This window comes from Pseudactinotalea sp. HY160, assembly GCF_009372055.1.
In the GTDB taxonomy this organism is placed as follows: Bacteria; Actinomycetota; Actinomycetes; order Actinomycetales; family Beutenbergiaceae; genus HY158.
In genome coordinates this window covers 116,372-140,067 of record NZ_WHMT01000002.1, presented here as the reverse complement: position 1 = coordinate 140,067, position 23,696 = coordinate 116,372, and the positions used below count along the sequence as shown (strand labels likewise).

Below are 23,696 nucleotides of genomic sequence, written 5' to 3'. Positions count from 1 at the left end.
CGGTACCCAGGTCGCCGGTGCCCGCGCCGCCGGTACCCGAGCCACAGCTCGGGCTCAGGGCAGGAGCAGCACCTTGCCGAAGACCTCCCCGGCCGCCATCGCCGCGTGCGCCCGCGCGGCCTCGGCGAGGGGGAGGCGCTCGTGTTCGAACACTCGCACCTGCCCGCGTTCGATGAGCGGGAGGACGTCGCGGCGCACGTCGGCGAGGATGCCCGCCTTCTCGTCGCGGGTCCGGTTCCGCAGCACCGTGCCGTGGATCGAGCGCCAGCCGAACAGCAGCGGGGCGAGGTTCACCTCGCCGGTCGTGCCCTTCTGCATCCCGATGATCACGAGCCGGCCGTGTTCGGCCAGCGCACTGACGTTCCGTTCGAGGTAGGCGGCGCCGACGACGTCGAGGATGACGTCGACGCCGCGCTCCCCCGTGGCCTCACGCACGAGCCGGACGAAGTCCTCGCTGCGGTGGTCGATGCCGTAGGCCCCGAGCGCGTCACAGCGCGCGGCGCGGTCCGGTCCGCCCGCCGTGGCGAAGACGACCGCGCCGGTCGCCCGCAGCCACTGGATCGCGATCGACCCCACGCCGCCGGAGCCGCCGTGCACGACCACGGTGCGGCCCGTGTTGTCCCGCGGGTCGAGGCCGCCGGGCCCGGTCAGGTTGGAGTACGCGGTGGCCACGGCCTCGGGCAGGCCGCCGGCCGCCACGACGTCGTAGCCGCCCGGCAGCACGACGAGGTCGTCGGCATGGGCGAGGCACAGCTCGGCGTACCCGCCGCCGTCCACGAGCGCGGCCACGGCCGCCCCCATGAGCGCGGGGTCGACGCCCTCGCCGGCGGCCACGACGTGCCCGGAGACCTCGAGGCCGGGCCACGGCGGCGCCCCGGCGGGCGGCGGGTGCAGACCGGCGAGCTGGAGCAGGTCCGCCCGGTTCACGCCCGCGGCCGCCACCTCGACGAGGACCTGCCCCGGCCCGGGGTCGGGGGTGGGCACATCCGCCTCGATGAGCGTGCCCGGTGCCGATTCGTCGATGATCATCGCCCGCATCCGCCCAGCCTACGCGGATGTGCGCGCGGGGCCCGCGATGGGCCACAATAAGGGCCGGGAGGGTTGACAGAGCGGCCGAATGTGACGGTCTTGAAAACCGTTGTGGGGCGACCCACCAAGGGTTCGAATCCCTTACCCTCCGCCAGTAGGAATGTCGTGGCCGTGTCGGCCGTATCGGCCGTGCCGGCCACAGCGCGCCGACGTCGGCCGCGGTGATGGAGTCGAGGGACCGACGGAGCCCAGGCGGCGGCGGGCTCGGCCTCTCACGCCAGCGAGGTCCGCGGGTGAATCACCTCTCCCGGGCCGGGACGCGCGCCGCGACGACGGCCGCGACCGTCTCCTTCCAGGGGGTGGGGTCGAGGCCGAAGACGCGGGTGGTCTCCTCGTGGTCGGCCACGAACGGCGCGTCGAACTGGTAGAGCATCTCGAGCACCTCGCGCAGCTGCGGCTGGGCGATCCCGATCGCCCGGAGGGCGGCGCGGGGGATGCGGGAGACCGTCGCGGAGTCGAGCCCGGCGGCGCGGGCGTAGTCGCCCGCGACGTCGCGGATCGAGCGGGCCGGAGCGCTCGGCACGTGCCACGCCCGGCCCCAGGCGCGCTCGTCGGCGGCGAGGGTGACGATCGTGCGGGCGATGTCGTCGATCGAGGTCCACGTGTGTGGGGCATCCGGATCCCCGACCACCCAGGCACGCCGGCCCCGGAGCACCGGGTCGAGAAGGCGCGGTCCGGCGTGGGCGCCCAGCGGCGAGGTGACCTGCGGGCCGACGTAGTCGGAGGCGCGGACCTCGAGCGCGCGGACCCGACCGGCCTCGTGGGCGCGGAGGATCTCCGTCCACATGCGGGCCCGGATCGCGCCCTTGCGGGTGGCCGGCTCGAGTGGCAGGTCGGGCGTCATCGGGCTGCGCCCCGGGGCGTAGCCGTAGAAGCTGCCCGCGACGGCGAGCACGGCGCCGCTGCTCTCGGCGGCCGCGAGGATCGCCCGATGGATCGGCGGCCATCCGCTCGACCACTGGTGATAGGGCAGGTTGATCGCGTTGACGATGACGTCGGCGCCCGCGGTCGCCGCGCGCAGCGCGTCCGCGTCCGCGGCATCGACGGTGCCCGTCGTGAGCCGGGGCCCGGTGGGGCCCCGGCCGGACCGGCTGAGGAGCCGGACGGTCTCACCCCGCTCGGCGAACAGGGCGGCGGTGGCGGATCCGATGGGTCCGGCCCCGAGAACGACGACTGTCGACATGACGACTCCCAAGATGTGAACGGTGATCTCTATTGTGAACAGTGTTCACCCGCGCTAGTGTCGCTGTCAAGAACACTGTTCACGTTTCCGCCGAGCCGTCGCAGGCCTGCACCGTCGGGCCGGCGAGGAGCCGGTCGAGAGGAGAAGCGATGTCGCAGCCGGTTCCCAGTGCGCGCGACCGCGCCCGGGCCGCGATGATCGAGGACGTCATCGCCGTGGCCCGCCGCCAGCTCGGCCGGGTCGGCGCGGCGGGCCTGTCGGTCCGCTCCGTCACCCGCGAGCTCGGGATCTCCGCCTCGGCGGTCTATCGCTACTTCTCGAGCCGGGACCATCTCCTCACCGCGCTCATCGTCGACGCCTACGAGCGCCTCGGCGCGTTCGTGATCGCGGCCGACGAGGCGGTGCCGGTCGAGGACGTCACCCGGCGCTGGGTCACGGTGTGGCTCGCCGCCCGCGACTGGGGCGTCGCGCATCCGCACGAGTACGCCCTGCTCTACGGCACCCCCGTGCTCGGCTACGCCGCCCCGCAGGACACGGTGCTCCCCGCGACCCGCGTGGTCGCCCGCCTCGGGGCGATCGTCGCCGATGCCCATCGGCTCGGTCTGCGCACCGATCCGCCCGAGGCCGTGGATCCCCCGGGCGCCGGGCTGCGCGAGGACGCCGACCGGATCCGCGCGAGCCTGCCCCGCCTCGGCCTCGACCCCGCGGAGGTGTCCGCCGAGGACGCCATCGACGTGGTGCGGGCATGGTCGGAACTCTTCGGCGCGATCTCCTTCGAGCTGTTCGGCCACTTCGTGGGCAGCATCGACCACCCCGCCGAGAATCTCGAGGCGTTGGCCCGCGCGCGGGCCGCCGTGCTCGGCCTGCCCGGCCTGCCCGGCGCTGCGGCGTCGGCCGGGACTGTTACCGTGTGAGGTGGAACACGCGCGGTGCCGCAGCCGCGAGTCCCGGGCCCGCACGGCGAGGTGCGGACCCGAGGTGAGCTGCCCGCGCCCACCCGCGCGTGCGCCGTCCACACGCCCCCGAATTCGGAAACCATGAGACGACGACTCCTCGCCGCCGTAGCCGCCCTCGCCCTGCTCGCAGGTGTCGCGCCGCAGGCGGTCGCGGCGAGCACCTACGAGGTGCAGCCGGGGCATGCGAGCGAGAACTTCGCGCTCACCGGCGGGCGGGCGGGCGCGGTCACGATCGTGACCGACGCGGCGGTGCTCGAGACGTTCGGGGCGTGGATCGCGAGCGAGTCGAGCCGGGGTGAGGTCGTCGCCTCCGTGCGCACCGACGTGACGGACCCGGGCACCCAGATCGCCCGCGCGCGCGTCGACCTGGGGGAGCGCGGCGGCACCGGCGCGGGCTGGCTCGAGTTCGACCTCGGAGTCGCCCTCGCGCCGGGCCACGAGTACACGATCGTGCTCGAGGCGCGCGGCACCGACGGCGAGGTGATCTGGCACGGGAACCGGTCGCGGGTACCCGGCGCGATCCCGAGCTGGAACTACGACCTCGAGCACTGGGGCGGCTGGGTCCAGTACGGCCGCGGCCGGGCCGCGCACCTGACGAACTGGAATCTCGCCTTCTACGTCGACGACGCGCTGAGCGAGCACGGATGCGCCGGCCTGAACGAGTGCTGGCGGCACGTGCCGGCGGCCGAGCGGCACGTGTACCCGGCGGGGCTGATCGGCGCGCCGGGTCGCCCGCACGCGCTCACGGCGTACGCGGCGACGGGTGCGTCGTATGTGCCGGGCTCGAGCGTGCTCGCACTTCCCGGCGGCCCGTGGCTGTACGCGCCGGGCGAGGGTGGGGACCCGGTCGTCGTGGCCGCGGGCGACCCGGGGGCGCTCGCTCAGATCGAGGAGAGCCGGGCGTGGCTCGCGAGCGGTTCGGTGCCGGGGCGCACCCCCGGTGACCGAGAGCTCGCCGAGCGCGCACTCCTCGACCTGCGGCTACTGTTGCAGGAGAGCGGGGCCGTCGCCGCCGCCTGGCGGAGCGCGTGGAAGTACTCGTGGCCGCGGGACTCGGCGTTCGTGGCCGTCGCCCTCGCCCGGGCCGGGCACCTGGAGGAGGCTCGGCGGATCCTCGCCTATCAGGACGCCACGCTCCGCCGGGACTGCACCGGGCGGCAGGCGAACTGCCTCGTGGGAACGTGGGATGCGCGCACCCGGCTCGACGGCTCCGGTCCGCCCGACGATCGGCCCTGGCAGCTCGACGCGAACGGCTTCGTTCCCTGGGCGGTGTGGCAGTACCTGCAGGCGCTGCCCACATCCGAGCGGGCCGCGGCGGCGGCCGAGTTCTACGACATGGTGCGGCTCGCTGCGGACGTCGCTGCGTCGTCCCTGAGCGAGGCGGGGTTGCCGCCGGCGCGGCCGGACTATTGGGAGACGAGCTACCCGGCGCCGAACCTCGGCACGGCGGCGCCCCTGCTCGCCGGGCTGCGCGCGGCGGCCGCGATCGCCGAGACCACGGGCCGGTTCGCCGATGCGGACCGCTGGTTCGCCGCCGCGGACCGGCTCGCGGCCGGGATCGAGGCCGCGTTCGGGCGGATCGGCTACCAGCGCACCATCGTCGAGGGCAGCGGGAGCGATTCGGCGATCGCGTGGCTCGCGCCGCCGTTCAATCCGGCCGACGAGTCGATGTGGGAGGCGATCGACGCGACCTGGCGCGTGCTCCTCGAGCCCACGGGCGGGGTGACCCCCGGGGCGCAGTGGCCACGGAGCGAGAGCTGGACCCCGGAGACGATGTTCTTCGCGCTCGCCTGGGCCCACGGAAAGACTCCGGAGCGGGCCGCGCAGCTCGTGGACTGGCTCGATTCGCACCGTACCGCCGTCGGGGCGTTCCCCGAGAAGGTGACGGCGGAGGGGGACCCGGCAGATGCCGCGACGCTTGCGTGGACGGCGGCGCTCACGCTGCTCACGCTCGAGGCGCTCGCTGACCCGCTGCCGACCCCGCCCGCGGGGCCCGCCCGGGAGGTGACCGGTGATCCGGCGGTGGAGCCGGCCGCGGGCACGGCCGGGGAGCCGGGCACGGCGGGCGGTGAGGGCGTCGCCGATCCCGCGGATGTGGCCGATCTGGCCGGTGCGGCCGATGTGGCGGACGCGGCCGATGCTGCGGGCGCGGACGCGGCCGGGGCCGTCTCGCCCACGGGCGCCGGGGCACGGGAGACCCGGCCCCGGGCGGGGGTGCTCCTCACCGGCCTCGTGCTCGGCGGGTTGCTCCTGGCGACGGCCGGCACGACCCTGATCCGGCGCCGCCGGCCGGACTGACTCTGATCCGGCCGCACCGGCCGAGCTGAGGGTTTCGCCGCCGGCCGGGCTGAGGGATTCGCCGCCGGGATGCCCGTGTCGTATCCTGCCCGCGACCCGGCGCGCGCTCGCGCCTCCCGCGATCTGGAGACGCATGCCCGCCGCGACCATCGCCGCCGACACCCCGGCTCAGCGCCGCTCCGTGCGGCACGTGCTCCGTACGCCCCGGCTGCTCAGGACCGAGGTGCTCGGTGGTCTGGTGGTCGCGCTCGCGCTCATCCCCGAGGCGATCGCGTTCTCGATCATCGCCGGGGTGGACCCGCGCATCGGACTGTTCGCCTCGTTCACGATGGCCGTGACGATCGCGTTCGTCGGCGGCCGCCCGGCGATGATCTCGGCGGCCACGGGCGCCGTCGCGCTCGTCATCGCCCCGCTCGTGGCGAGCCACGGGCTCGACTACCTCATCGCGACGATCCTGCTCGCCGGGGTGCTGCAGATCGTGCTCGCCGCGGTCGGGGTGGCCAAGCTCATGCGGTTCGTGCCGCGGCAGGTGATGGTCGGCTTCGTCAACGCCCTGGCGATCCTCATCTTCCTCGCCCAGGTGCCCGAGCTGCTCGGGGTGCCGTGGCTCGTGTATCCCCTCACGGCCCTCGCCCTGCTCATCATCTTCGGCCTGCCCCGGCTGACGAGGGCCGTGCCCGCCCCGCTCGTGGCGATCCTCGTGCTCACGGCCGTGACCGTGGCGGCGGGCCTGGCCGTGCCCACCGTCGGGGACAAGGGCGCGCTCCCCGACTCGCTGCCCTCGCTCGTGGTGCCCGACGTGCCGGTGAACCTGGAGACCCTGCGGGTCATCTTCCCGTACGCGATCGCGGTCGCCGTCGTGGGCCTGCTCGAGTCGCTCATGACCGCCAAGCTCGTCGACGACGTCACCGACACCCGTTCGAACAAGACCCGAGAGGCGTGGGGCCAGGGCGTGGCGAATCTGGTCACCGGCCTTTTCGGCGGCATGGGCGGCTGCGCGATGATCGGCCAGACCACGATCAACGTCAAGGCCTCGGGCGCGCGCTCGCGGATCTCCACCCTCCTCGCCGGGGTGTTCCTGCTCCTGCTCGTCGTGGCGCTCGGCGACCTCGTGGCGCTCATCCCCATGGCCGCGCTCGTGGCCACGATGATCTTCGTCTCGGTGGCGACGTTCGACTGGCACAGCATCCGGCCCTCGACTCTGCGCGCGCTGCCGAAGAGCGAGACCGCGGTCATGGTGGTGACGGTCGTGTTCACCGTGGCCACGAGCAACCTGGCCATCGGGGTGGCCGCAGGCGTGCTCACGGCCATGGTGCTCTTCGCCCGCCGGGTCGCCCACCTCGTCACGCTCGAGCGCACGATCGAGGACGACGTAGCTCGCCCGGGCGACCGGCTCGCCCGGTACGTGGTCACCGGGGAGTTGTTCTTCGCCTCGTCCAACGACCTCTACTCCCAGTTCGACTATGGGGGCGATCCGGAGCGGGTGGTCATCGACATGCGCCGCTCCCATATCTGGGACGCCTCGACCGTCGCCGCCCTCGACGCCGTCTCGACGAAGTACCTCGAGCGCGGCATCGACGTCGAGATCGTCGGCCTGAACAAGGCGAGCGAGTACATGCACACCCGCATGAGCGGCAAGCTGAGCTGAGTCGAGTTCACCGCGGCAGGGCTGCACGGTCACTGTCGCGCTGCTGCACGGGCACGGTTGCGCGCTGCGGGGGATGCTCCGGAGCCCTCAGCCCTCAGCCCTCAGCCCTCAGCCCTCAGCCCTCAGCCCTCAGCTCTCAGCTCCCAGCCCGAGTCCTCAGCTCTCAGCCGACGGCCCTCAGCCCTCAGCCGTCAGCCGTCGGCCGTCAGGCGCCAGGTAGCAGGCGCCAGGTGCTGGGTGGCGCGTGTCAGGTGGCGGCGCGTGCGTCGTCCACGCGGCGTGAGTGCTCGGGTGCGGTGATCACCAGGCCGTGACGGGTGAAGTGCCATCGGCCGTCGCGGCGGGCGATCGTGATCTCGCGCTGGTGCACGAGGTCGTGGTGGCTCCAGCACAGCAGTATCCCGTGGCCGACCGAGGTGGGGCCGTTGTGTTTGGCCCACCAGAGCGAGTGGTGGATCTCGCCGTATTCGGGTGGCTCGTGACAGCCGGGGAACTGGCAATGTCGATCTCGGGCGATGACCGCTCGGGCCTGGTTCGCGGGGAAGATCCGCTGCTCCCGGCCCACGTCGAGAACGGTCGAGGCGGGCCCGAACACGACCCTGGAGATCTGGGAGTCGCACGCGAGCCGGGAGAGTTGCCCGGGCGTGAGCGGGGTTCCGTCGGAGAAGGTCGCCGGGTCGACCCCGCGCATCCTCCGGTGGTCGAGACGGGTGGTGATGAGGTGCTCGTCGTCGGTGTCGCGGCCCCACTGCCGGGCCCACTCGGTGTCGTCGGGGCGCTCCCCGAGCGCCCCGGTGCAACCGCCTGAACGGGGCCGTGCGCTCGCGGTGGCGGCGATGAGGGCCTGGAGCGTCTCCCAGGGGACGTGCAGCGTGATCTGGGGACGGATCCGCGCCGAGGGCTGCAGGCGCCCCGAGTCGAGATCCGCCTGGGCGAGTTCGGTCAGGGCCGCGGCACGCCGTTGCCCCGGCGTGCGGTCGTCGGCCTCGCTGGCACGCCCCATGTGCGCGGTCAGGGCGGTGTCCAGGATGCGCCCGGAGGCTTCATCGAGCCAGCCCTGAAGGTGGTAGCCGTCGATCGTGTGGGCGAGGGTGACGTCCTCCTTCGCGCCGTCCTCGCGCCATGCGCGGTCGGCGGCGTCCGGGTCGGCGGCGATCGCCCACTCCTTTGCGACGGAGGTGAACGTGCCGGCGTCGAGTCGGGAGGCCGAGGTCACGAGGAACGTCTCGCCGATATCGGGGTCGGCGAGTTGCCTGCGCATCCGTTGGGTGCGGGTGCACTCGCGCACGAGCACGGCCACGTGGTCGGCCCCGATGCGCCCGTCGGTCAGGGCCTCGAGTGCGCCGGGCAGGTCGAGGTTCAAGCGGCGGGCGTTTCGCACCTGCTGGAGGCACGCGCCGCGCTGGGCCCCGGTGTGGAACTGCAGCCAGGTCGCCAACGCGCGCGACCCGTCGAGAGCCCACCTCCCGTCGGCCTCCGCCGCCGCGGTGGCGCGGGCGCGCACGGCCTCGAGGCGACGCCGGGCCTGCTCGACCTCCTCCAAGGTGTCGAGCACGGCGTCGCCGGAGGCGCCGTACCACTCCAACCGCGCCAGCGACTCGAGCTCCGCGGTGACCCGTCCGAGTCGTGCCACCGCTCGCGCATCGACCGCCACATCGTCGGGCACAGTCGTGTCGTCGAGGGGGCGGGCCGATGTGCCGCCGCCGGCCACCGTTGTGCCGCCGCGGACCACCGCTGCGTCGCCGAAGCGGGTCGGTGCCGCCTCGAGACCGGTCGCTGCCTCACTCGGGTCGGTCACCGTGCCGGGCGTGCCGGCTGTGCTCGGCGTGCTGGCTGTGCCAGTTGTGCTGGCTGTGGCGGGAGTGCTCGGTGCACCGGGCGTGCCATCGGGGGAGGTCGTCTCGCGGGCCGAATGCTCGGGTGAGGCGGGAGGGGGTGACTCCATCGACTCCATGGACTCCGTCGACACTGTGACCGCCTCCCTTCGTCTCCATCGTCCGCGTTCTACTATTCTATAGAACGCATGTTCGAGGCGCAACCCTCAGTCGAGATCCGGTCGATGTGCGATGCGCGACGTGTGACCGGGTCGACCGAGCTGACCGAGCCGATGGAGCCGATGGAGCCGATGGAGCCGACCGAGCCGACCGAGCCGATGGAGCCGACCCGGTCCGCCGGGCGTCCTCCGGCGGTCGGTGCGAGTAGGTGCGAGTAGGCGCGAATAGGCGCGATGAGGGACCGGGCGACCGGGCGCCGTCCGTAGGCTGCCGGTGTGGGGGGTTGGCAGGGCGCGCGCCGGGCGCGCTCCACCGGTTTTGCGAGCCTGCATCGGGCCGGGTACCCTGTGGGAGCACAAGGAGACGTCGCATAGCCTGGTCGAGTGCGCATCCCTGCTAAGGATGTGAGGGTTCACGCCCTCCGTGGGTTCAAATCCCACCGTCTCCGCCGCGAAGCCCCGATTCCCTCGAGGGATCGGGGTTTTCTGTTGCCATCGTGCAATGTGACGGTGGGCTTGCACGCGGGCGGGAGTGGGCGCCGGATGGCAGGGCGTGGCGGGAAGCGGTCACACAGCTGTCACGGAGATCCGCGAGAGTCGAAGGGGTGGAGGACTCGTTGGCGAGACCGGCGAAGATGCCTCGTGGGATCAGTCTGCGGGGTGATCGGTCGCGTCAGGCTCTCCGCGGATGGTGTGATCCATTTGCTCGGCGTCTACGGCATCCTCACCGACGCCCGTGCGGCGCTCACGCTCGCGCGGCCGAGAAGGTGCGCGGCACACTCGCCGCCGGCGCAAGCGCGTGCGGAGCGGCGCGTGATGATCGAGCAGGCTGAGCGCGACGCGGTGACGCCCGTGCGGTGGGCCGACTCGAAGGCGCCGGGCGCGCCTTCGACGCCGTCGAGGGTAGACGGCATGTAAAGCATCGCGATCCCCTCGTTCATGCTCGAGGCTCTCGTGGAGCGCCTCGCCGAGCTGCTGCGCCGTGGCGGGTACACGGACGTCTCCGTGGCGCGCCGCTACCAGCACGCGACGGCGGAGCGCGACCGGGCGCTGACGAAGCGGCTCGCTGAAGTGCTGGGCTAGTGCCCGCAACTGCTCCGATCCATGACCCGGGTGACCGTGTGCGCGCGGCTGCTGCGCCCGGCCGCATTCCGGTTCTTCCAGTCGCCTGGATTTCGTTATACGATTTTCGTCTGGTGAGCGACGGCGTGACGGATGAGCAGATCCAGCGGTGGGCCGACGAGGCGGAGGCCGGCTGCGACGTCGAGGAGATCAAGCGCCGCGGACGTGGACGCCCGGGCCGCGGGGCCGAGCCGATGCAGGTGATCGCTTTGCGGTTGACGACCGAGGAGCTCGCGGCGGTCGACGCATACGCGCAGCGTGAGCACCTGTCGCGCTCGGAGGCGATCCGACGGGCATTGGCCGCCTACGCCGCGTGACGGTCCACGACAGCGCGCTCAAGCACGGGGTGAGGCCCGAGGGCTCCATTCGGGCCGCAGAGCCGGCTCTGTGGATCGAGCCGCTGGAGGATGAGGGGTGGCCCCATCGCGAGTTGCGGCTCGGGTTCGACACCCCGTCTCGGCTCCTTGACACCGTCGTCCTGATGTTCCGCAGCGGCGAGGAGATCGTCATCCATGCGATGTCTGCTCGACGGCAGTACTGGGGCCTGCTCCCTTGACTTCGCCGCGGTTGACCACAGACACTCCCGGGATCCGCTTCGCGGCCTGCTTCGTCGTCTTCACCCCAGGCGCGGCGCAGTCGAGAGCCTGCTGGAAGAACCGGCACCCGCACACCTTGTCCGGGCATCGGTGCCGGGGCGGATGTATGTGCAGCCGAGCCGGATGCTCCGCAACCGGGATACCACTCAGCTCACGCACGACGTGGCCACGAAGGATGCCACCGGCCCCGCACTTGGGGCAGGGCGGCAGCAGCTCGCGCGGGCGAGCCTCGATGAACGTGACGTCCCCGGCCCCGATCCGGGCACCTGTCATCGACAGGTCGAGTTCCGTCGTTCGGAAGATCACGTCCGCGACGGGACAGTCGGCAGGGACAGGAGGTCGATTCCATGATCGGGCTCGGTTCGAGAGCGGACGGTTTCAGCACCCCGAACCAGAAGAGTCCGATAAGATCGCCTTATGAGCCTGCTGGTGGAATATCGCGACGCACGACGCGGAGAGGACGTCGCGCGACTGCGACGTGTGCTCGCGCTACGGGCGATGCTCGCGACCGGGATGAGTCAGCGGCAGGTTGCCGAGGGGCTTGGCGTGAGTCAGTCGGCGATCAGTCAGCAGCTCAAGTTCGCGCCCGCTCTGGATGGGGTGCATCCGGAGGTTCTGCTGGAGGCCGCTGCTCCGGTTCTGCGGGTGCTGGCCGAGGATCGCGGTTTCGCCGAGCTCGCTGTTTTTGGCTCGGTCTCTCGTAAGCAGGCCAGACCGGACTCGGACATCGACCTTCTGGTGAAGGCGCCGGCGAACGCGTCCTCATTCGACCTCGTCGCGCTCAAGTTGCTGCTGGAGCAAGTCCTGGATCGGTCCGTCGACCTCATCGACTATGGCGGCCTACGGCCAGGCCTCGATGAGGACATCCGCGGCGAGGCGGTGCTGCTGTGATGGAGAGGCGAGTAGCCAAGGAACTGGTCCATATTCGCGGTTGGCTGGAACGCACCGACCAGATCGTCGCCCGGGGCCGGGCGACCTACGTTGCCGATGACCTGCTCCAGGAGGCGGGAGACTCGCTGCAGCAACTCTTCGCACAGGCGGATGCTGTGATCGCCGTGCCTCCTGACGGCGTCGGCCAGAACTGACACGGAGGTGACACGGCCCAGTCTTCAGCCATGTCTACGCAGGTCACAGTGCTGCGGGTGAGATTCCCACCGTCCCGGCCGCGAAGCCCCGATTCCCTCGTGGGATCAGTCTGCATGGTGATCGTTAGGCCTCGAGTGATCGGGACTCCCGATCCCGCGATCGTCACGGCGCGCGAATCCACCACCTGACGGGCGGATCTATGCTGAGCTCTGATCATGGCGGTCCTGGAGAGTGCGGTCGAGAAGGCATTGCGCCTGCGGATCATCGACGATGTGCTCGCGCGAGCCGAGCTCAACGGCGGCTTCCTCACCCGCGAGGAACTGCTCGAGTGGCAGGTCGAGGGTGAGCGAGTGCCCGTCATCGACTTCTCGCGAGGAATCCGCAACCCCGCGAACTTCTCCTCGACGCTTGCGATCGTGCGAACGGTCGGGGGACCGTACGACGATGTCGAGTCATCCGAGGACGGGCTCTTGCACTACGCCTATCGCAAGGGTGACTCATGGGGCGGCGACAACCGCAAGCTCCGCAATGCGCTCGAGACGGGTGTGCCTCTCATCTTGTTCCGGAAGGAGATCAAGGGGATCCTCACCCCTATCGCGCCGGTCTACGTCGTGGACGATGAACCAGAGAACCGGTGCTTCATCATTGCGCTCGATGAGGCGTTCCGGTTTCTCCCCCGCGGGACCGACCTCTCCTTCGATCAGAAGCGCTATGCGCTCCGGCTCGCGAAGCAGCGGCTCCACCAACCGGCGTTCCGAACCAGGGTGCTGGTCGCCTATCAGTCCCGGTGTTCGGTCTGCGAACTCAAGCACGCCTCGTTGCTGGACGCCGCCCACATCGTCCCCGACAAGGATCCGCGTGGGCGCCCGACCGTGACCAACGGCCTGGCGATGTGCAAGATCCACCACGCTGCGTTCGATCACCACATGCTGGGGGTCTCGCCCGACTATCAGGTGCGCATCTCGGGCGCGGTTCTGACCGAGGTGGATGGCCCGATGCTCAAGCACGGCCTGCAGGAGATGGACCGTCGGGAACTCGCGCTTCCCGAACGGCGCAAGGATCATCCCGATCGTGAGTTCTTGGCCGAGCGATTCGCGGAGTTCTCGGCACGTCTCTGACGACCTCGAGCGTCACTGGCCGGATGGGTACGCCGGCCGGCTACGCCGATCGACCCGGTCCGTGACACCCGTACGATTGGCGGCAGCCGTAGGATCCGACGCAGGCCTGGACCGGCACTGCTCGGACCGGTGTCCGCAGACGAGGGAGGTTGACCACCATGACCGACGTCGTCGTGGGCGTGATCGCGCTGGTGATCGGCGTGCTGCTCTGCCTACGCGGGAGCGGCGCGATGCGGGTGCTGCTCGCTGTGTGGGGCGGGTTCTCCGGCTTCGGGTTGGGTGCTGCGCTGGCGGCCGCGCTGACGGATCAGGGGTACCTGGCCACGGCCCTGGGATGGGTCGCCGCCCTCGTGCTGGCGGTCGTGTTCGCGGCGCTCGCGTACCTGTTCTTCGCCCTCGCCGTCGTGCTCGCATTCGCCTCGATGGGGTTCGTGCTCGGCCAGACGATCGCGGCTGCCCTCGGCGCCTCGGCGCCCTGGCTGCTCATCGGCATCGGGGTCATCGGCGGCGTCGTGCTCGGACTGCTCGCGGTCGCGACGAATCTGCCCGAGCTCGTGCTCATCGTGGTCAGCGCCTTCGCCGGGGCCGGCGTCGCCGTCGCGGGGCTGATGTTGCTGCTCCACGCCCTCAGCCTCGACTCCCTCACCGACACCCAGATCCGGGTCGCCGACCAGCCCCTGTGGTACGTCGGGCAGCTCGTGCTCGCTGTCGTCGGGGTCATCGTCCAGGTACGCCACGTTCGACGACGGCAGCCGGGTACGGTTCGCCAATCCTGGGCGGCAGCCGCTCAGGCCCAGTAGCGTTCCCACCATGCGATGCGTCTACGCCGAAAGCCAGGATCCGGCCGATCCACTCGCCGGGCTCGTCGTCGGCGACCTGGAGGTGAGCGCGCCGTTCCCGGACTGGGTGCCGGTCCGCGTGAGTGCGACCTGCCTCAACCACCACGACCTGTGGAGCCTGCGCGGGGTCGGCCTGCTGCCCGACCGGCTCCCGATGATCCTCGGCACCGACGCCGCCGGCACCGATCCGGACGGTCACGCCGTGATCGTGCACTCGGTGATCTCCAGCCCGGACTGGCGCGGCGACGAGACCCTCGATCCGGCCCGCTCCCTCCTCTCCGAGGTCTACCCGGGCACGCTCGCGGAGACCGTCTGGGTGCCCCGGGGCAACCTCATCCCCCAGCCCGACTTCCTCACCGCCGTCGAGGCCGCCGCCCTGCCGACCGCCTACCTCACCGCGTATCGGCTCCTCTTCACCGCGGCGGACCTGCGCCCGGGCCAGAACGTGCTCGTCCAGGGTGCGGGCGGCGGCGTGGCCACCGCGGCGATCCTGCTGGCCCGGGCGGCCGGCCTGCGGGTCTGGGTCACGAGCCGTGACGAGGGCCGCGGGCAGCGCGCCGTCGACCTCGGCGCCCACGAGGCCTTCGCGGCCGGCGCCCGGCTCCCGGCCCGGGTCGACGCCGTGCTCGAGACCGTGGGGGAGGCCACCTGGGACCACTCCCTCAAGTCGGTCAAGCCCGGCGGCACGATCGCCGTCGCGGGCAGCACCTCCGGCGCGAACCCGCCCGCAGACCTGAGCCGCGTCTTCTTCCGGAGCGTCCGCATCCAGGGCACGACCATGGGCACGACCGGCGAGTTCGCCCGCCTCCTCGGCCTCCTCGAGGCCACCGGGACCCGCCCCCTGATCGACTCCACCCATCCGCTCGATCGCGCCCACGACGCCTTCGCACGCCTCGCGGGCGGCGAGGCATTCGGGAAGGTGGGCATCGCCGTCCATACGCCGTGACACGGGCGACTTCCACACCACGGAAGCCCGATTGGAGAACCTGGAGCGGAGGTCGCTAGCGTGGCGCCAATGAGCATTCTGCGGCGCTGGGCCGACCCGTTCATGGTGGGGATCGTCGGCATGATGATCCTCGGCCTCGTGCTGCCGATCCCCGATGGCGCGGTCGGGCCGATCCAGCGCGTGAGCGACGTCGGGATCTTCATCCTGTTCCTCCTGTACGGGGCGCGGCTGTCGACCCGCGAGGTCATCGACGGCATGCGCAACATCCGGCTGCAGGGGTCGATCCTCGCCGCGACGTTCGTCGTGTTCCCGCTGTTCGGCTGGGCGCTGCACCATGCCACGACCTCCCTGCTCGGCCCCGGGCTGGCCGCCGGGCTGCTGTACGTGTCGCTGCTGCCCTCGACCGTGCAGTCCTCGGTCGCGTTCGTGTCGGTGGCGCGTGGCAACATCGCGGGGGCGATCTGCGCCGCGACGGTCTCGAACGTGGCGGGAATGGTGCTCACGCCGCTGCTCGTGCTCTGGCTCATGGGCGCCTCGGGCTCGGTGGGCGCCGGCGGCATCACCGAGGTCCTCGTGCTCCTGCTGCTGCCGTTCGTCATCGGCCAGATCGCCCAGCGCTGGGTGGGACCGTGGGTCCGGCGCCACAAGAGGCTCACCGGGATGTGGGACAAGCTCACGATCCTGCTCATCGTGTTCGTGGCCGTGGTCACGGCGACCGCGGCCGGCGTGTGGACGAGCGTGTCGGGCTGGTCGATCGTGGCCGTGGGCGGGATCTCGATCGTGTTCGTGGCGCTCATGCTCGCCCTCACGTGGTGGGGCGGGAAGCTCCTCGGGCTCGACATCCCCGACCGGATCGCGCTGCTCATGTGCGGGTCGAAGAAGTCGATGGCGACCGGGCTGCCGATGGCGTCGGTGCTGTTCACCCCGGCGGTGGCCGGGCCGATCGCGGTGCCGCTCATCATCTTCCACCAGCTTCAGCTGATGATCTGCGCGTGGCTCGCGCGCCGGCTCGCACGGCGTGAGGACGACGCCCCGCTCGTCTCCGTATAGCGCCTCGCCCAGCGCACGGTCAGCCCGCCTGCCCGACGACCGTGCGCAGTACCCGGCCCGCGGCGGCCGCCCCGAGCAGCACGAGGGCCGTGGCGCCGAGGACGCTCGATGCGAACTGGACGAGCACGGGAATCGATGTGAGCACGCCCGTGGTCAGGGCGGGCACGAGGAACAGGCCCGAGGCGAGGGTGGCCACGCCGACCGCGGCCACGAGCGGGACCTCGATCTCCCGCATGCGGGCACGGTTCATCACCGCGGTCTCCATCCCGGCCATCGCCAGCGCCCGGTACTCGCCGCGCTGATCGATGATCCGGCCGGCCTGCATCACCCCGGTGGAGACCGCGGCCACGATCGCGGCGATCGCCAGGGTGAGGAAACCGCCGGTCGCCATGTCGCGGACCTGCGGATCCACCTCGGCGGTACCGGTGAACATCGCCAGCGCGGCGCACAGGCCGGCGATGAACGTGGCCAGGCCGACCCCGCCGACGCTGCGCCAGGCGCTCTTGGGGGAGTCGATCAGCCGCCGGGCGGCGATGAGCGACGCGGCCCCGCGGGCCCGGGCGGCCCAGGCCCTTCCGATGAGCCAGACCACGAACGGGCCGACGAGGTTGAGCGCCGCCAACCCCGCGAGCACGAACGCCACGAGGACCGCGATCCCGATCGCGACCGGGGACCTGAACACGAACGAGAACGCGAGTGCGGCGAGCGCGATCGGAACGATCCTCGTCCAGTGCAGCCCGCGCGGGCTCACCCGCGCCGCCACCCCGAGGGGCGTGATCGCGACCTTGCGCAGGCTCATCGCGGCCGAGCCGGTCGCGATGAGGACGACCGCACCGACCACCGCGGGAAGTATCCACGGCGGCACCACGAGCTCGCCGTAGGCGAACGGATCCTGCTGGAACACCACCAGCTGCACGATCGGGATGAGCGCGAAATAGCCCGCGACCCCGGCGAGTCCGCCGCTGAGGGCCTGCGCGGCCGATTCGAGCAGCGTGAGCCCGGTGACCTGGCGGGTGGTCGCCCCGGCCAGGCGCAGGGCCGCCAGTCGCTCGTCGCGGCGGGCGACCGTCAGCCGCGCGGCCGCCCCGCCGAGGGTGGCCAGCGGGATGAGCAGCAGCCCGCTCGCCGTCGCCGCGAGCGTCACGTAGAAGCCGAGGTCGGCCTCGTTCCCCTCGGCGCGCATCGCGAACGCATTCCAGCCACCGAGCACGACGAGGGAGATCGCCGTCGCCACCGCGAACGCCACGACCGCCAGGATGCCGGGAAGACACTGGGGATCCGACCCGCCCGCCGAGCGGCGCCGGAGCAGCCGCCACAACCGCAGCGTGGTCACGACGTCACGCCCTCGACCCGGGCGCCGATCGTGCCGCCGGCCGGGTCATCGCCCGGGTCATCGCCCGGACGGCGCCGATGCTCGCCGACGATCCGGCCGTCGCGCATGTGCACCGTGCGTTCGCACGTGCGCGCCACCGCGGGATCATGCGTGACGACGACGAGGCTCGCCCCCGTAGCGGCGCTCGCCCGGGCGAGGATCGCCAGCACCTCGGCGCCGGTGTGCTGATCGAGCGCGCCGGTGGGTTCGTCGGCGAAGACGACGCCGGGTGAGCCGACGAGGGCGCGCGCGATCGCGACCCGCTGGGCCTGCCCGCCCGAGAGCTCCCCGGGGCGGCGGCCCTCCATGCCGGCCAGGCCGAGATAGGCGAGCCAGCGGCGGGCGGCGCCGGTGGCCTGGGCGCGCGGCACACCGCCGAGCATGAGCGGCAACGCGGCGTTCTCGTCTGCCGGCAGCTCCGGCAGGAGCTGACCCGACTGGAACACGAACCCGAAGTCGCTTCGACGCAGAGCCGACCGGGCGCCGTCCGTCAGCGTGGCCAGGTCCCGGCCCCGCCAGCGCACCTCGCCGCTCGTGGGCACCAGGATGCCGGCGAGGCAGTGCAGGAGGGTGGTCTTGCCGGACCCGGACGGGCCCATGATCGCGACCGACTCTCGCGGCGCGATCGCGAGGGAGACACCGTCGAGCGCCGTACTGCCGGTGGCTTCGGTCGAGCCCGGATAGACCTTCGTGAGGCCGTGGGCCTGGAGGTCGGGGGAAGAGGTCATGCCTCCACGATCCGGCCCGGGGGCACCCGCGCGCATCGGACCGGCGGTGGGACCGCCGCGCGTGGATCCCCGCCCGTGGTCGGGGCCGCTCGTCATGCCCGGGTCGTAGCCCGCCGCCTGCAGACGACGTATGAGTCGCAGCCGCGCCCGATCAGGGCTGGTAGGGGCCCTGCTGCTGGGGTGGGCCCTGCTGCGGGAACTGCGGCTGCTGGAATTGCTGCGGCTGGAACTGCTGCGCGGGTCCCGGGCCGCCCGGGTACTGCGGCGCGGGGGGCTGCTTGTCGGAGCGACCCTTGCGGAGCCCGAAGATGAGCGCGATGATCGCGATGACGATCACGACCGCCACGCCGATCAGGACCCAGAGCAGCCAGCCGGGCAGCGAGCTCCCGCTCAGCTCCGCGGTCACGAACCCGCCGGAGGTGAAGGCCTCCATGCCCGAGAACGTGGCGGAGTTGCCGGAGATCTCCACGCTGCCGCCGGAGTCGACGATCGCACCGGGGAAGTTCACCGTCATGGACAGTTCGGGCTCCATCCCGCCGAGGAGGCCGCCGAGGTCCCCGAGGTCGCCCATGCCTCCGAGATCCCCCATGTCACCCATGTCGCCCATATCCGTGAGCGACGGGTCGCCGTCCATGCGGAAGGTCACCTGGTCGCCCTCGACCGTGAAGGCGTACTGGCCGTCCGTCTCGAGGTCGCTGAAGGGCACGCCCGAGGCGCTGATCTCGCAGCCGAACTTGCCGTCGACCTCGGTCTGCTCGACCGCGATGTCGACGCCGGTGTCCACGTCCGGCGAGAACTCGGAGCAGTCCATGTCCTCGGCCGTGGCCATGCCCGTCTTGTCCTGGACAGTCATGGTCATATCGACGGTCTGGTCGGAGTGCACCGTGAACTCGGCGTCCATCTTGATGCAGCTCGCGAGAAGGAACATGAGAGGGAGGGCGAGGATGGCCAAAAGGCGCCGCTTGCGGTCGTCGGTTCGTGGGCTCATGGCCGGAGCCTAGCTGAGCGGTAGCCCGGAGTCGGCTGGGAATCCTCCCCGAGTCGCGAATGTGACCCGTTCGGGAAGTGCCGCCCTGCCGGATCGGGCCACGACGGTCTGGCCGGGGGAGCGCGCTGCGTCTCCGGGCGTTCCGGCACGGTTCCGGCGCCCGCCGGGGGCCGACCCGATGCGCACTCGTGGCGGGTGTGACGAGCGCCATGGTGAAGCGGTGCCGGGCAGTTTGGTGTCGGGCCATCGAACCGGGTAGGCTCAAACGCGGTTCGACCGGCGCCCGTAGCTCAATGGATAGAGCATCTGACTACGGATCAGAAGGTTGGGGGTTCGAGTCCCTCCGGGCGCGCTTCGCTTGAGACAGCGGAAACTACGGCTCCACCCTCCGGGGTGGGGCCGTTCGCTGTTTCCGATGGCCGGGAACAGTATCGTGAGCTCGACATCTCGATCATCCGCTCGATCGACGATCGCGGCTCAGGGGCTTCGCGTGAGTACGTCGACCTTCATGAACGCGCACTGGTCGATGAGCCAGTCCAGGTCCGGTCCGGGGGTGAACAGCCGCCCGTAGTCCGCGACCACGTGCAGGTCCTGCCGAGGGACCCGGTCGCCGAAGAGGACGTAGGCGCGGTCGCTGTTGCATCGGGCAGACATCCAGACGATGCCGTCGAATCCGCCGCCGTGTGCCGCCTGGGCCCAGGGGACCGTCAGGTCGTACCGGTATGCCGACTCCGTCGTCAGTTGTTCCGGGCGGAGACCGAGCCGTCGCAACCCGGTTCCGTGAAACTTTGCGAGGCGCAGTGGGCGCCCGACCTCCAGCGCGCCGGCGACGGCCCGCTCGTACTGCTCCGGGAGTAGTCGGCCACCGCGAACCGGCAGGTCGTGGAGCAGCGACTCGCACACCGCGGCGATCTCGGTCTGGGCCGCGTACAAGACTGGAACCGGGGGATCGCCGAAGAATGAGAAGCGACCCCGTGGTTCGCCGGTCGGGTTGAACGCGGTGACGTTCCGCCCCTCCTTGGCGGTGAAGATCCGGTACAGGCGAGTGCCGGCCGGCACCTCTTCCGGGAGCGGGTCGAAGTCGGCCGGCGGGGGTGGGGTGATGGCCTGCGCCGCCGCGCCGTCGGGCCGGCGTGGGTGGCTCACCACCGCGGCGCCATGGCCGAGCGTGCAGCATCGAGGACTGCGCCGGGTGCATCCTGCAGGCGGTCCACCGGCCGGTCGTCTCCCGCGAGCCACCCCGACGGCGAGCAGAGCCACAGGAGCAGCGACTCGGCGCTCCAGTCGGCCTGATCCGCCAGGGTGAGCAGGTCCTCGATCACCGGCGAGACGTCGCGGTCGAATTGGAAACCCGGGTAGCGATACCCACCCCCACGGCGGACACCGAGGAGAGTGCCCGCTCGCCGCCGGGTCGAAGCCCAGGTGCGGTTCGGCCCGTACCCCATGCGCGCGGCCGCCTCACCGCTCGTGAGAAGCCCGAACTCATCGGCGATCTCTCGCCATGCGTTCTCCGTGGCCTGCGCTGCGCGGGCCAACTGCGGCGAGAGTTCCCGATCGGCCGCAGCCATTGCCGGTGCGAGGGACGACAGGCCCACGGCGGCATCCCGGGCCCACTCTCGGTACATCGCCAACGGGCTCCCGGAGAGGGGAACGGCGGGTTCGACATCGCGTGTGGTCATCGGGCCACCTTCCATGACGCTTATTACGCTACGTCATGGCTGTAAGAAACGTAAGAGGGGTCTCGTGGGAGTCGATCGATCAGTCGCGGTCGACCGTCACGGCGGAGGTCTCGACGTTCACGGTGACCTCCTGGTCATTGTGGAGGTCGCCGATGTCGAACTGGTACGCACGCACGCCGTCGTCCCACTCGAGCTTCCAGCTTCGGACCGGACCCTCGACCTTTCGGTGAGCGAGGTCGAGTGCCTGCTCGAACGTCATCGGGTCGTTCAGGTCGATCGCCTCCTCCTTGTCGTCGGTCGAGTCCTGCTCATGGTCGACCACCTCGCCCGTGTCGGCGTTGATGTCGACCTCATGGTCGGTGCCGTCCACGAGCGTGTTGACCTCCCAGATCCAGGCGCCGCGTGAGCTGGAGTAGTCGAGTTCGATCCCGTGCACGATGCCGTCGGCACCGATCTCCTCGCGCGAGGTGTCGAGTGCCGCCTGGGCGGACACGGAGAACTCGGTCGTGGCCAGGTCGACGTCCCGCCCGGTCGCGTCCGTAGAACTCCCGCCCGAGGCGTCCCCGGTGGCGTCGTCCGAAGCGCCGGTGGCGGGCTCGGTGGCGTCCGACGACTCGGGGCTCTGGCCGGGCGTGGCCGACGCGGTCTGCGTCGTGTCCGTGGGGGAGCCGTCACCGCTCGGGTCGGAGCAGCCGGCGAGGGCGAGGACCGCCGCCGCGGCGACGACGGGGATGCGCAGTCTGTGGGGTTTCATGGGAGGACACCTACCTTCTCCGTTGGCCCGGGCCTCCGATCGATGCCCGGTTCCCCGATACTCCATGCCGGCCCGGTGACCCGGATGAGCCGGGGATGAGAAGTCTCTCATCCCAGCCTCGGGCCGGTCAGCCGCCGGCGTCGTACTGCAGCTGACGGCGGCGGTAGCGCTCGTCGGCCAGGGCGACGACCAGGGCGAGGGTCACCACCACGATGATCCCGAGGAATCCGGCGATGAACGCCGTGGGCCAGTCGCCGATCTCGAGGATCCGGAACGCGAGCGCCGTGATGACGGCGATCCCGACCGAGGTGCCGATGCGCTGACCGGTCTGCATGATGCCGCCGGAGCTGCCCGCGTATTCGAGCGGGACGTCCGCGAGCGTGAGGGTCTGATTCGGGCTGATGACCGAGCCCTGGGCGATCCCCACGAACGCGAGGGTGAGCAGCAGCCACCATTCGCTCGCCCGGCCCTGTCCCTGGAGCCACACCACCGCCATGCTCGCCACGAGCCCGACCAGGGCGAAGTACATCCCGCCGATGACGACCTTGCGGCCGTGCCGCATCACGTTGCGCCCGCCCCAGGCGGCGGCGACCGCCGAACAGATCGCGCTCGGCAGCCCCACGAACCCGGACTCGAGCGCCGTGTGGCCCAGCCCGTCCTGCATGTACAACGCCACGAGCACCCACACGCTCGTGATCCCCATGAAGTACAGGGTGATGAGCAACGAGCCGTTGGCGAAGCTGCGCACGCGGAAGATCGCCAGGTTGACCATCGGATGTCGCCCGCGGCGCTTCTGCCGCCGCTCCCACCGCAGCCAGGCCGCCGTCAGGCCCGCCCCGGCGGGCAACGCGAGCCAGATCCAGGCGGGCGCGGTGCCGCCCTCGACGAACGGCAGCAGCACCGCCAGGACCGCGAGCCCGAGCAGGATCGCCCCGACCGGGTCGAGGTCGCGACTGCGCCGACCGCCGCTGCTCCCCGCATCGCCCCCATCGCCTCGATCCGGGTCGCCTCGATTCGGGCCGGCTCGATCGAGCAGGGGGCGCGGGAACCAGGCCAGTGCGAGCGCGATGGCGAGGATTCCGACCGGCACGTTGACGAAGAACGTCCACCGCCACCCGTCCGTGATCCCGCCGGCCTCGATGAGCAGCCCGCCGAGCAGCGGGCCCACGGCGACCGACACGCCGACCGCGCTGCCGAAGACCCCGAAGGCCCGCCCCCGCTCCGCGCCGCGGAAATGGTCCTGGATCATGCCCACGGCCTGGGGGTTGAGCAGGCCCGATCCGACCCCCTGCACGGCGCGGGCCACGTTGAGCGTCAGGGCGTCCTGGGCGAGCCCCGAGGCGACCGACGCCGCGGTGAACAGTGCCACCCCCGCGATGAACAGGGGCCCGCGCCCGTACAGGTCGCCGGCCCGCCCGGCCGTCACGAGCCCGATTCCGAAGGTGAGCGCGTACCCGGAGAGCACCCACTGCAGCTCGGACTGATCCGCCTCGAGTCCTGCCTGGATCGACGGCAGCGCCACGTTGACGATGCTCACCCCGACGAGCGACATGAACAGCGCCACCACGAGCACCGCGAGCACGCGCCACCGGCGCGGATCGGGCACGAAGTCGGATTCGGTGGGCACCCGATCGATCCTAATCACGGCCGCGTGACGGGCCCAGTTCCCGCGCTCGCGGGCCGGACCCGCGACTTTCGCATCGCACCGCCTTCTACTTACGACACGCGCGTTGGACGCGGGGGATAGTGTCCTCTCTACCCGCACGAAGCGGCCCGCCGGGGAGGGCGGAGCGACCCGACGACGAGAGTGGTGGACCGATGATCAAGCGAGACGATCACCATGCTGCACCGAGCGCCGATCCGGATTCGGCCGAGCTTCCGGCCGGTGCCGGGATCTCCGAGGCCGTGCTCGAGGCCGGCACGATCAGCCCGATCCTCAGCCGCGACCGAGCCGAGGTGGCGGGTTCGATCGACGCCACCACCGGAGACCGCATCCTGCACGATCTCATGCGGGCCGCTCGCCCGGGCGAGATCCTGCGGGTGGACCTCGCGGCGGTCGACCGCATCGACGAGGCCGGCCTCGAGATCCTCTACGCGGCCCAGCGCCAGGCCCGGATGATCGGCGGGGAGCTCATGCTCGCCGGCGTGCCCGAGCGATTCCGGGACCTGCTCGGGGAGTTCACCACGGAGGACGACCTCCCGCACCGGTGAGCGCCCGGCCCCGAGCGGTCCGGGCACCCGCACGCCCCGA

General features: G+C 71.5%; 24 protein-coding genes and 3 tRNA genes. 17 read left to right on the top strand and 10 right to left on the bottom strand.

What is annotated here, in order from left to right; all coding sequences use genetic code 11:
• Positions 1–54 precede the first annotated feature (54 nt).
• The gene (locus tag GCG21_RS03290; protein WP_152817839.1) at positions 55–1,038 is read right to left on the bottom strand and encodes a zinc-binding dehydrogenase; all 984 of its coding nucleotides are present in this window, start codon (positions 1,036–1,038) and stop codon (positions 55–57) included.
• Positions 1,039–1,095: 57 nt separating this feature from the next.
• Here GCG21_RS03290 and GCG21_RS03285 point away from each other — a divergent pair.
• A tRNA-Ser gene (locus GCG21_RS03285) sits at positions 1,096–1,183 on the top strand.
• Between the two features lie 144 nt (positions 1,184–1,327).
• Here GCG21_RS03285 and GCG21_RS03280 read toward each other — a convergent pair.
• Complete coding sequence (locus GCG21_RS03280; RefSeq protein WP_152817838.1) at positions 1,328–2,272, bottom strand: NAD-dependent epimerase/dehydratase family protein; 945 nt, start codon at positions 2,270–2,272, stop codon at positions 1,328–1,330.
• A 149-nt stretch (positions 2,273–2,421) separates the two neighbouring features.
• Here GCG21_RS03280 and GCG21_RS03275 point away from each other — a divergent pair, with 149 nt between their 5' ends.
• From GCG21_RS03275 to GCG21_RS03265, 3 genes are all read left to right on the top strand, one after another.
• Positions 2,422–3,186, top strand: a complete 765-nt coding sequence (locus tag GCG21_RS03275; protein WP_152817837.1) for a TetR/AcrR family transcriptional regulator — start codon at positions 2,422–2,424, stop codon at positions 3,184–3,186.
• A gap of 123 nt (positions 3,187–3,309) precedes the next feature.
• Positions 3,310–5,526, top strand: a complete 2,217-nt coding sequence (locus tag GCG21_RS16095) for a glycoside hydrolase family 15 protein (RefSeq protein ID WP_194164911.1) — start codon at positions 3,310–3,312, stop codon at positions 5,524–5,526.
• 133 nt (positions 5,527–5,659) lie between these two features.
• On the top strand, positions 5,660–7,174 hold the full coding sequence (locus tag GCG21_RS03265) for a SulP family inorganic anion transporter (RefSeq protein ID WP_152817836.1): 1,515 nt from the start codon (positions 5,660–5,662) through the stop codon (positions 7,172–7,174).
• Between the two features lie 247 nt (positions 7,175–7,421).
• Here GCG21_RS03265 and GCG21_RS03260 read toward each other — a convergent pair whose 3' ends face one another.
• Complete coding sequence (locus GCG21_RS03260) at positions 7,422–8,972, bottom strand: HNH endonuclease signature motif containing protein (protein WP_152817835.1); 1,551 nt, start codon at positions 8,970–8,972, stop codon at positions 7,422–7,424.
• A 555-nt stretch (positions 8,973–9,527) separates the two neighbouring features.
• Here GCG21_RS03260 and GCG21_RS03255 point away from each other — a divergent pair.
• The 11 genes from GCG21_RS03255 to GCG21_RS03210 all read left to right on the top strand — a co-directional run bounded on the left by GCG21_RS03255 (position 9,528) and on the right by GCG21_RS03210 (position 15,924).
• Positions 9,528–9,616, top strand: a tRNA-Ser gene (locus GCG21_RS03255).
• A 244-nt stretch (positions 9,617–9,860) separates the two neighbouring features.
• Positions 9,861–10,085 carry a hypothetical protein gene (locus tag GCG21_RS03250; RefSeq protein ID WP_152817834.1) on the top strand — a complete coding sequence of 75 codons (225 nt, stop codon included), beginning with the start codon at positions 9,861–9,863 and terminating at the stop codon, positions 10,083–10,085.
• Positions 10,086–10,106: 21 nt separating this feature from the next.
• Positions 10,107–10,250 (top strand): hypothetical protein, encoded by a 144-nt coding sequence (locus GCG21_RS16090; protein ID WP_194164910.1) that lies wholly within the window; start codon positions 10,107–10,109, stop codon positions 10,248–10,250.
• A 110-nt stretch (positions 10,251–10,360) separates the two neighbouring features.
• The gene (locus GCG21_RS03245) at positions 10,361–10,606 is read left to right on the top strand and encodes a ribbon-helix-helix protein, CopG family (protein ID WP_152818007.1); all 246 of its coding nucleotides are present in this window, start codon (positions 10,361–10,363) and stop codon (positions 10,604–10,606) included.
• Complete coding sequence (locus GCG21_RS03240; RefSeq protein ID WP_370517238.1) at positions 10,603–10,845, top strand: toxin; 243 nt, start codon at positions 10,603–10,605, stop codon at positions 10,843–10,845. The genes GCG21_RS03245 and GCG21_RS03240 overlap by 4 nt, the downstream gene beginning before the upstream one ends.
• Positions 10,846–11,302: 457 nt before the next feature.
• Complete coding sequence (locus tag GCG21_RS03235; RefSeq protein ID WP_152817833.1) at positions 11,303–11,776, top strand: nucleotidyltransferase domain-containing protein; 474 nt, start codon at positions 11,303–11,305, stop codon at positions 11,774–11,776.
• Entirely contained in the window at positions 11,776–11,970 is a 195-nt protein-coding gene (locus GCG21_RS03230; protein ID WP_152817832.1) for a hypothetical protein, read from the top strand. The genes GCG21_RS03235 and GCG21_RS03230 overlap by 1 nt, the downstream gene beginning before the upstream one ends.
• 216 nt (positions 11,971–12,186) lie before the next feature.
• Positions 12,187–13,089 (top strand): HNH endonuclease, encoded by a 903-nt coding sequence (locus GCG21_RS03225; protein WP_227993077.1) that lies wholly within the window; start codon positions 12,187–12,189, stop codon positions 13,087–13,089.
• A 158-nt stretch (positions 13,090–13,247) separates the two neighbouring features.
• Positions 13,248–13,889: a DUF4203 domain-containing protein gene (locus GCG21_RS03220; protein WP_152817831.1), complete on the top strand. Its 642-nt coding sequence runs from the start codon at positions 13,248–13,250 to the stop codon at positions 13,887–13,889.
• A gap of 10 nt (positions 13,890–13,899) precedes the next feature.
• Positions 13,900–14,874 carry a zinc-binding dehydrogenase gene (locus GCG21_RS03215; RefSeq protein ID WP_152817830.1) on the top strand — a complete coding sequence of 325 codons (975 nt, stop codon included), beginning with the start codon at positions 13,900–13,902 and terminating at the stop codon, positions 14,872–14,874.
• A gap of 69 nt (positions 14,875–14,943) precedes the next feature.
• On the top strand, positions 14,944–15,924 hold the full coding sequence (locus GCG21_RS03210; protein WP_152817829.1) for a bile acid:sodium symporter family protein: 981 nt from the start codon (positions 14,944–14,946) through the stop codon (positions 15,922–15,924).
• A 19-nt stretch (positions 15,925–15,943) separates the two neighbouring features.
• On the opposite strand, the gene GCG21_RS03205 is transcribed toward GCG21_RS03210, so the two are convergent.
• The 3 genes from GCG21_RS03205 to GCG21_RS03195 form a co-directional block, all read right to left on the bottom strand.
• Positions 15,944–17,257, bottom strand: coding sequence for an FtsX-like permease family protein (locus GCG21_RS03205; RefSeq protein WP_370517237.1), 1,314 nt, complete (start codon positions 17,255–17,257; stop codon positions 15,944–15,946).
• A complete protein-coding gene (locus tag GCG21_RS03200; protein ID WP_152817828.1) occupies positions 17,254–18,024 on the bottom strand; it encodes an ABC transporter ATP-binding protein in 771 nt (256 codons plus the stop codon). Before GCG21_RS03200 ends, GCG21_RS03205 begins: the two co-directional genes overlap by 4 nt.
• A gap of 151 nt (positions 18,025–18,175) precedes the next feature.
• Positions 18,176–19,012, bottom strand: coding sequence for a hypothetical protein (locus tag GCG21_RS03195; RefSeq protein WP_152817827.1), 837 nt, complete (start codon positions 19,010–19,012; stop codon positions 18,176–18,178).
• 279 nt (positions 19,013–19,291) lie between these two features.
• On the opposite strand from GCG21_RS03195, the gene GCG21_RS03190 reads away from it, so the two are divergent.
• Positions 19,292–19,364, top strand: a tRNA-Arg gene (locus tag GCG21_RS03190).
• Between the two features lie 125 nt (positions 19,365–19,489).
• On the opposite strand, the gene GCG21_RS03185 is transcribed toward GCG21_RS03190, so the two are convergent.
• From GCG21_RS03185 to GCG21_RS03175, 4 genes are all read right to left on the bottom strand, one after another.
• Positions 19,490–20,158, bottom strand: coding sequence for an RES family NAD+ phosphorylase (locus GCG21_RS03185; protein ID WP_194164909.1), 669 nt, complete (start codon positions 20,156–20,158; stop codon positions 19,490–19,492).
• Entirely contained in the window at positions 20,155–20,691 is a 537-nt protein-coding gene (locus GCG21_RS16085) for a hypothetical protein (RefSeq protein WP_194164908.1), read from the bottom strand. The genes GCG21_RS03185 and GCG21_RS16085 overlap by 4 nt, the downstream gene beginning before the upstream one ends.
• Positions 20,692–20,770: 79 nt before the next feature.
• Positions 20,771–21,445, bottom strand: a complete 675-nt coding sequence (locus GCG21_RS03180) for a PepSY domain-containing protein (RefSeq protein ID WP_194164907.1) — start codon at positions 21,443–21,445, stop codon at positions 20,771–20,773.
• A gap of 127 nt (positions 21,446–21,572) precedes the next feature.
• The gene (locus GCG21_RS03175) at positions 21,573–23,072 is read right to left on the bottom strand and encodes an MFS transporter (protein WP_370517236.1); all 1,500 of its coding nucleotides are present in this window, start codon (positions 23,070–23,072) and stop codon (positions 21,573–21,575) included.
• Between the two features lie 191 nt (positions 23,073–23,263).
• Here GCG21_RS03175 and GCG21_RS03170 point away from each other — a divergent pair, with 191 nt between their 5' ends.
• The gene (locus GCG21_RS03170; protein ID WP_152817824.1) at positions 23,264–23,656 is read left to right on the top strand and encodes an STAS domain-containing protein; all 393 of its coding nucleotides are present in this window, start codon (positions 23,264–23,266) and stop codon (positions 23,654–23,656) included.
• The last annotated feature ends 40 nt before the right edge of the window (positions 23,657–23,696 follow it).

Bases quoted from the DNA above. Each gene is read 5' to 3' on its own strand.
- GCG21_RS03225 (WP_227993077.1), top strand. From the start codon at position 12,187: ATGGCGGTCCTGGAGAGTGCGGTCGAGAAGGCATTGCGCCTGCGGATC.
- GCG21_RS03180 (WP_194164907.1), bottom strand. From the start codon at position 21,445: ATGAAACCCCACAGACTGCGCATCCCCGTCGTCGCCGCGGCGGCGGTC.
- GCG21_RS03275 (WP_152817837.1), top strand. From the start codon at position 2,422: ATGTCGCAGCCGGTTCCCAGTGCGCGCGACCGCGCCCGGGCCGCGATG.
- GCG21_RS03200 (WP_152817828.1), bottom strand. From the start codon at position 18,024: ATGACCTCTTCCCCCGACCTCCAGGCCCACGGCCTCACGAAGGTCTAT.
- GCG21_RS03230 (WP_152817832.1), top strand. From the start codon at position 11,776: ATGGAGAGGCGAGTAGCCAAGGAACTGGTCCATATTCGCGGTTGGCTG.
- GCG21_RS03215 (WP_152817830.1), top strand. From the start codon at position 13,900: ATGCGATGCGTCTACGCCGAAAGCCAGGATCCGGCCGATCCACTCGCC.
- GCG21_RS03290 (WP_152817839.1), bottom strand. From the start codon at position 1,038: ATGCGGGCGATGATCATCGACGAATCGGCACCGGGCACGCTCATCGAG.
- GCG21_RS03210 (WP_152817829.1), top strand. From the start codon at position 14,944: ATGAGCATTCTGCGGCGCTGGGCCGACCCGTTCATGGTGGGGATCGTC.
- GCG21_RS16095 (WP_194164911.1), top strand. From the start codon at position 3,310: ATGAGACGACGACTCCTCGCCGCCGTAGCCGCCCTCGCCCTGCTCGCA.
- GCG21_RS03280 (WP_152817838.1), bottom strand. From the start codon at position 2,272: ATGTCGACAGTCGTCGTTCTCGGGGCCGGACCCATCGGATCCGCCACC.
- GCG21_RS03195 (WP_152817827.1), bottom strand. From the start codon at position 19,012: ATGAGCCCACGAACCGACGACCGCAAGCGGCGCCTTTTGGCCATCCTC.
- GCG21_RS03235 (WP_152817833.1), top strand. From the start codon at position 11,303: ATGAGCCTGCTGGTGGAATATCGCGACGCACGACGCGGAGAGGACGTC.
- GCG21_RS03265 (WP_152817836.1), top strand. From the start codon at position 5,660: ATGCCCGCCGCGACCATCGCCGCCGACACCCCGGCTCAGCGCCGCTCC.
- GCG21_RS03220 (WP_152817831.1), top strand. From the start codon at position 13,248: ATGACCGACGTCGTCGTGGGCGTGATCGCGCTGGTGATCGGCGTGCTG.
- GCG21_RS03170 (WP_152817824.1), top strand. From the start codon at position 23,264: ATGATCAAGCGAGACGATCACCATGCTGCACCGAGCGCCGATCCGGAT.
- GCG21_RS16085 (WP_194164908.1), bottom strand. From the start codon at position 20,691: ATGACCACACGCGATGTCGAACCCGCCGTTCCCCTCTCCGGGAGCCCG.
- GCG21_RS16090 (WP_194164910.1), top strand. From the start codon at position 10,107: ATGCTCGAGGCTCTCGTGGAGCGCCTCGCCGAGCTGCTGCGCCGTGGC.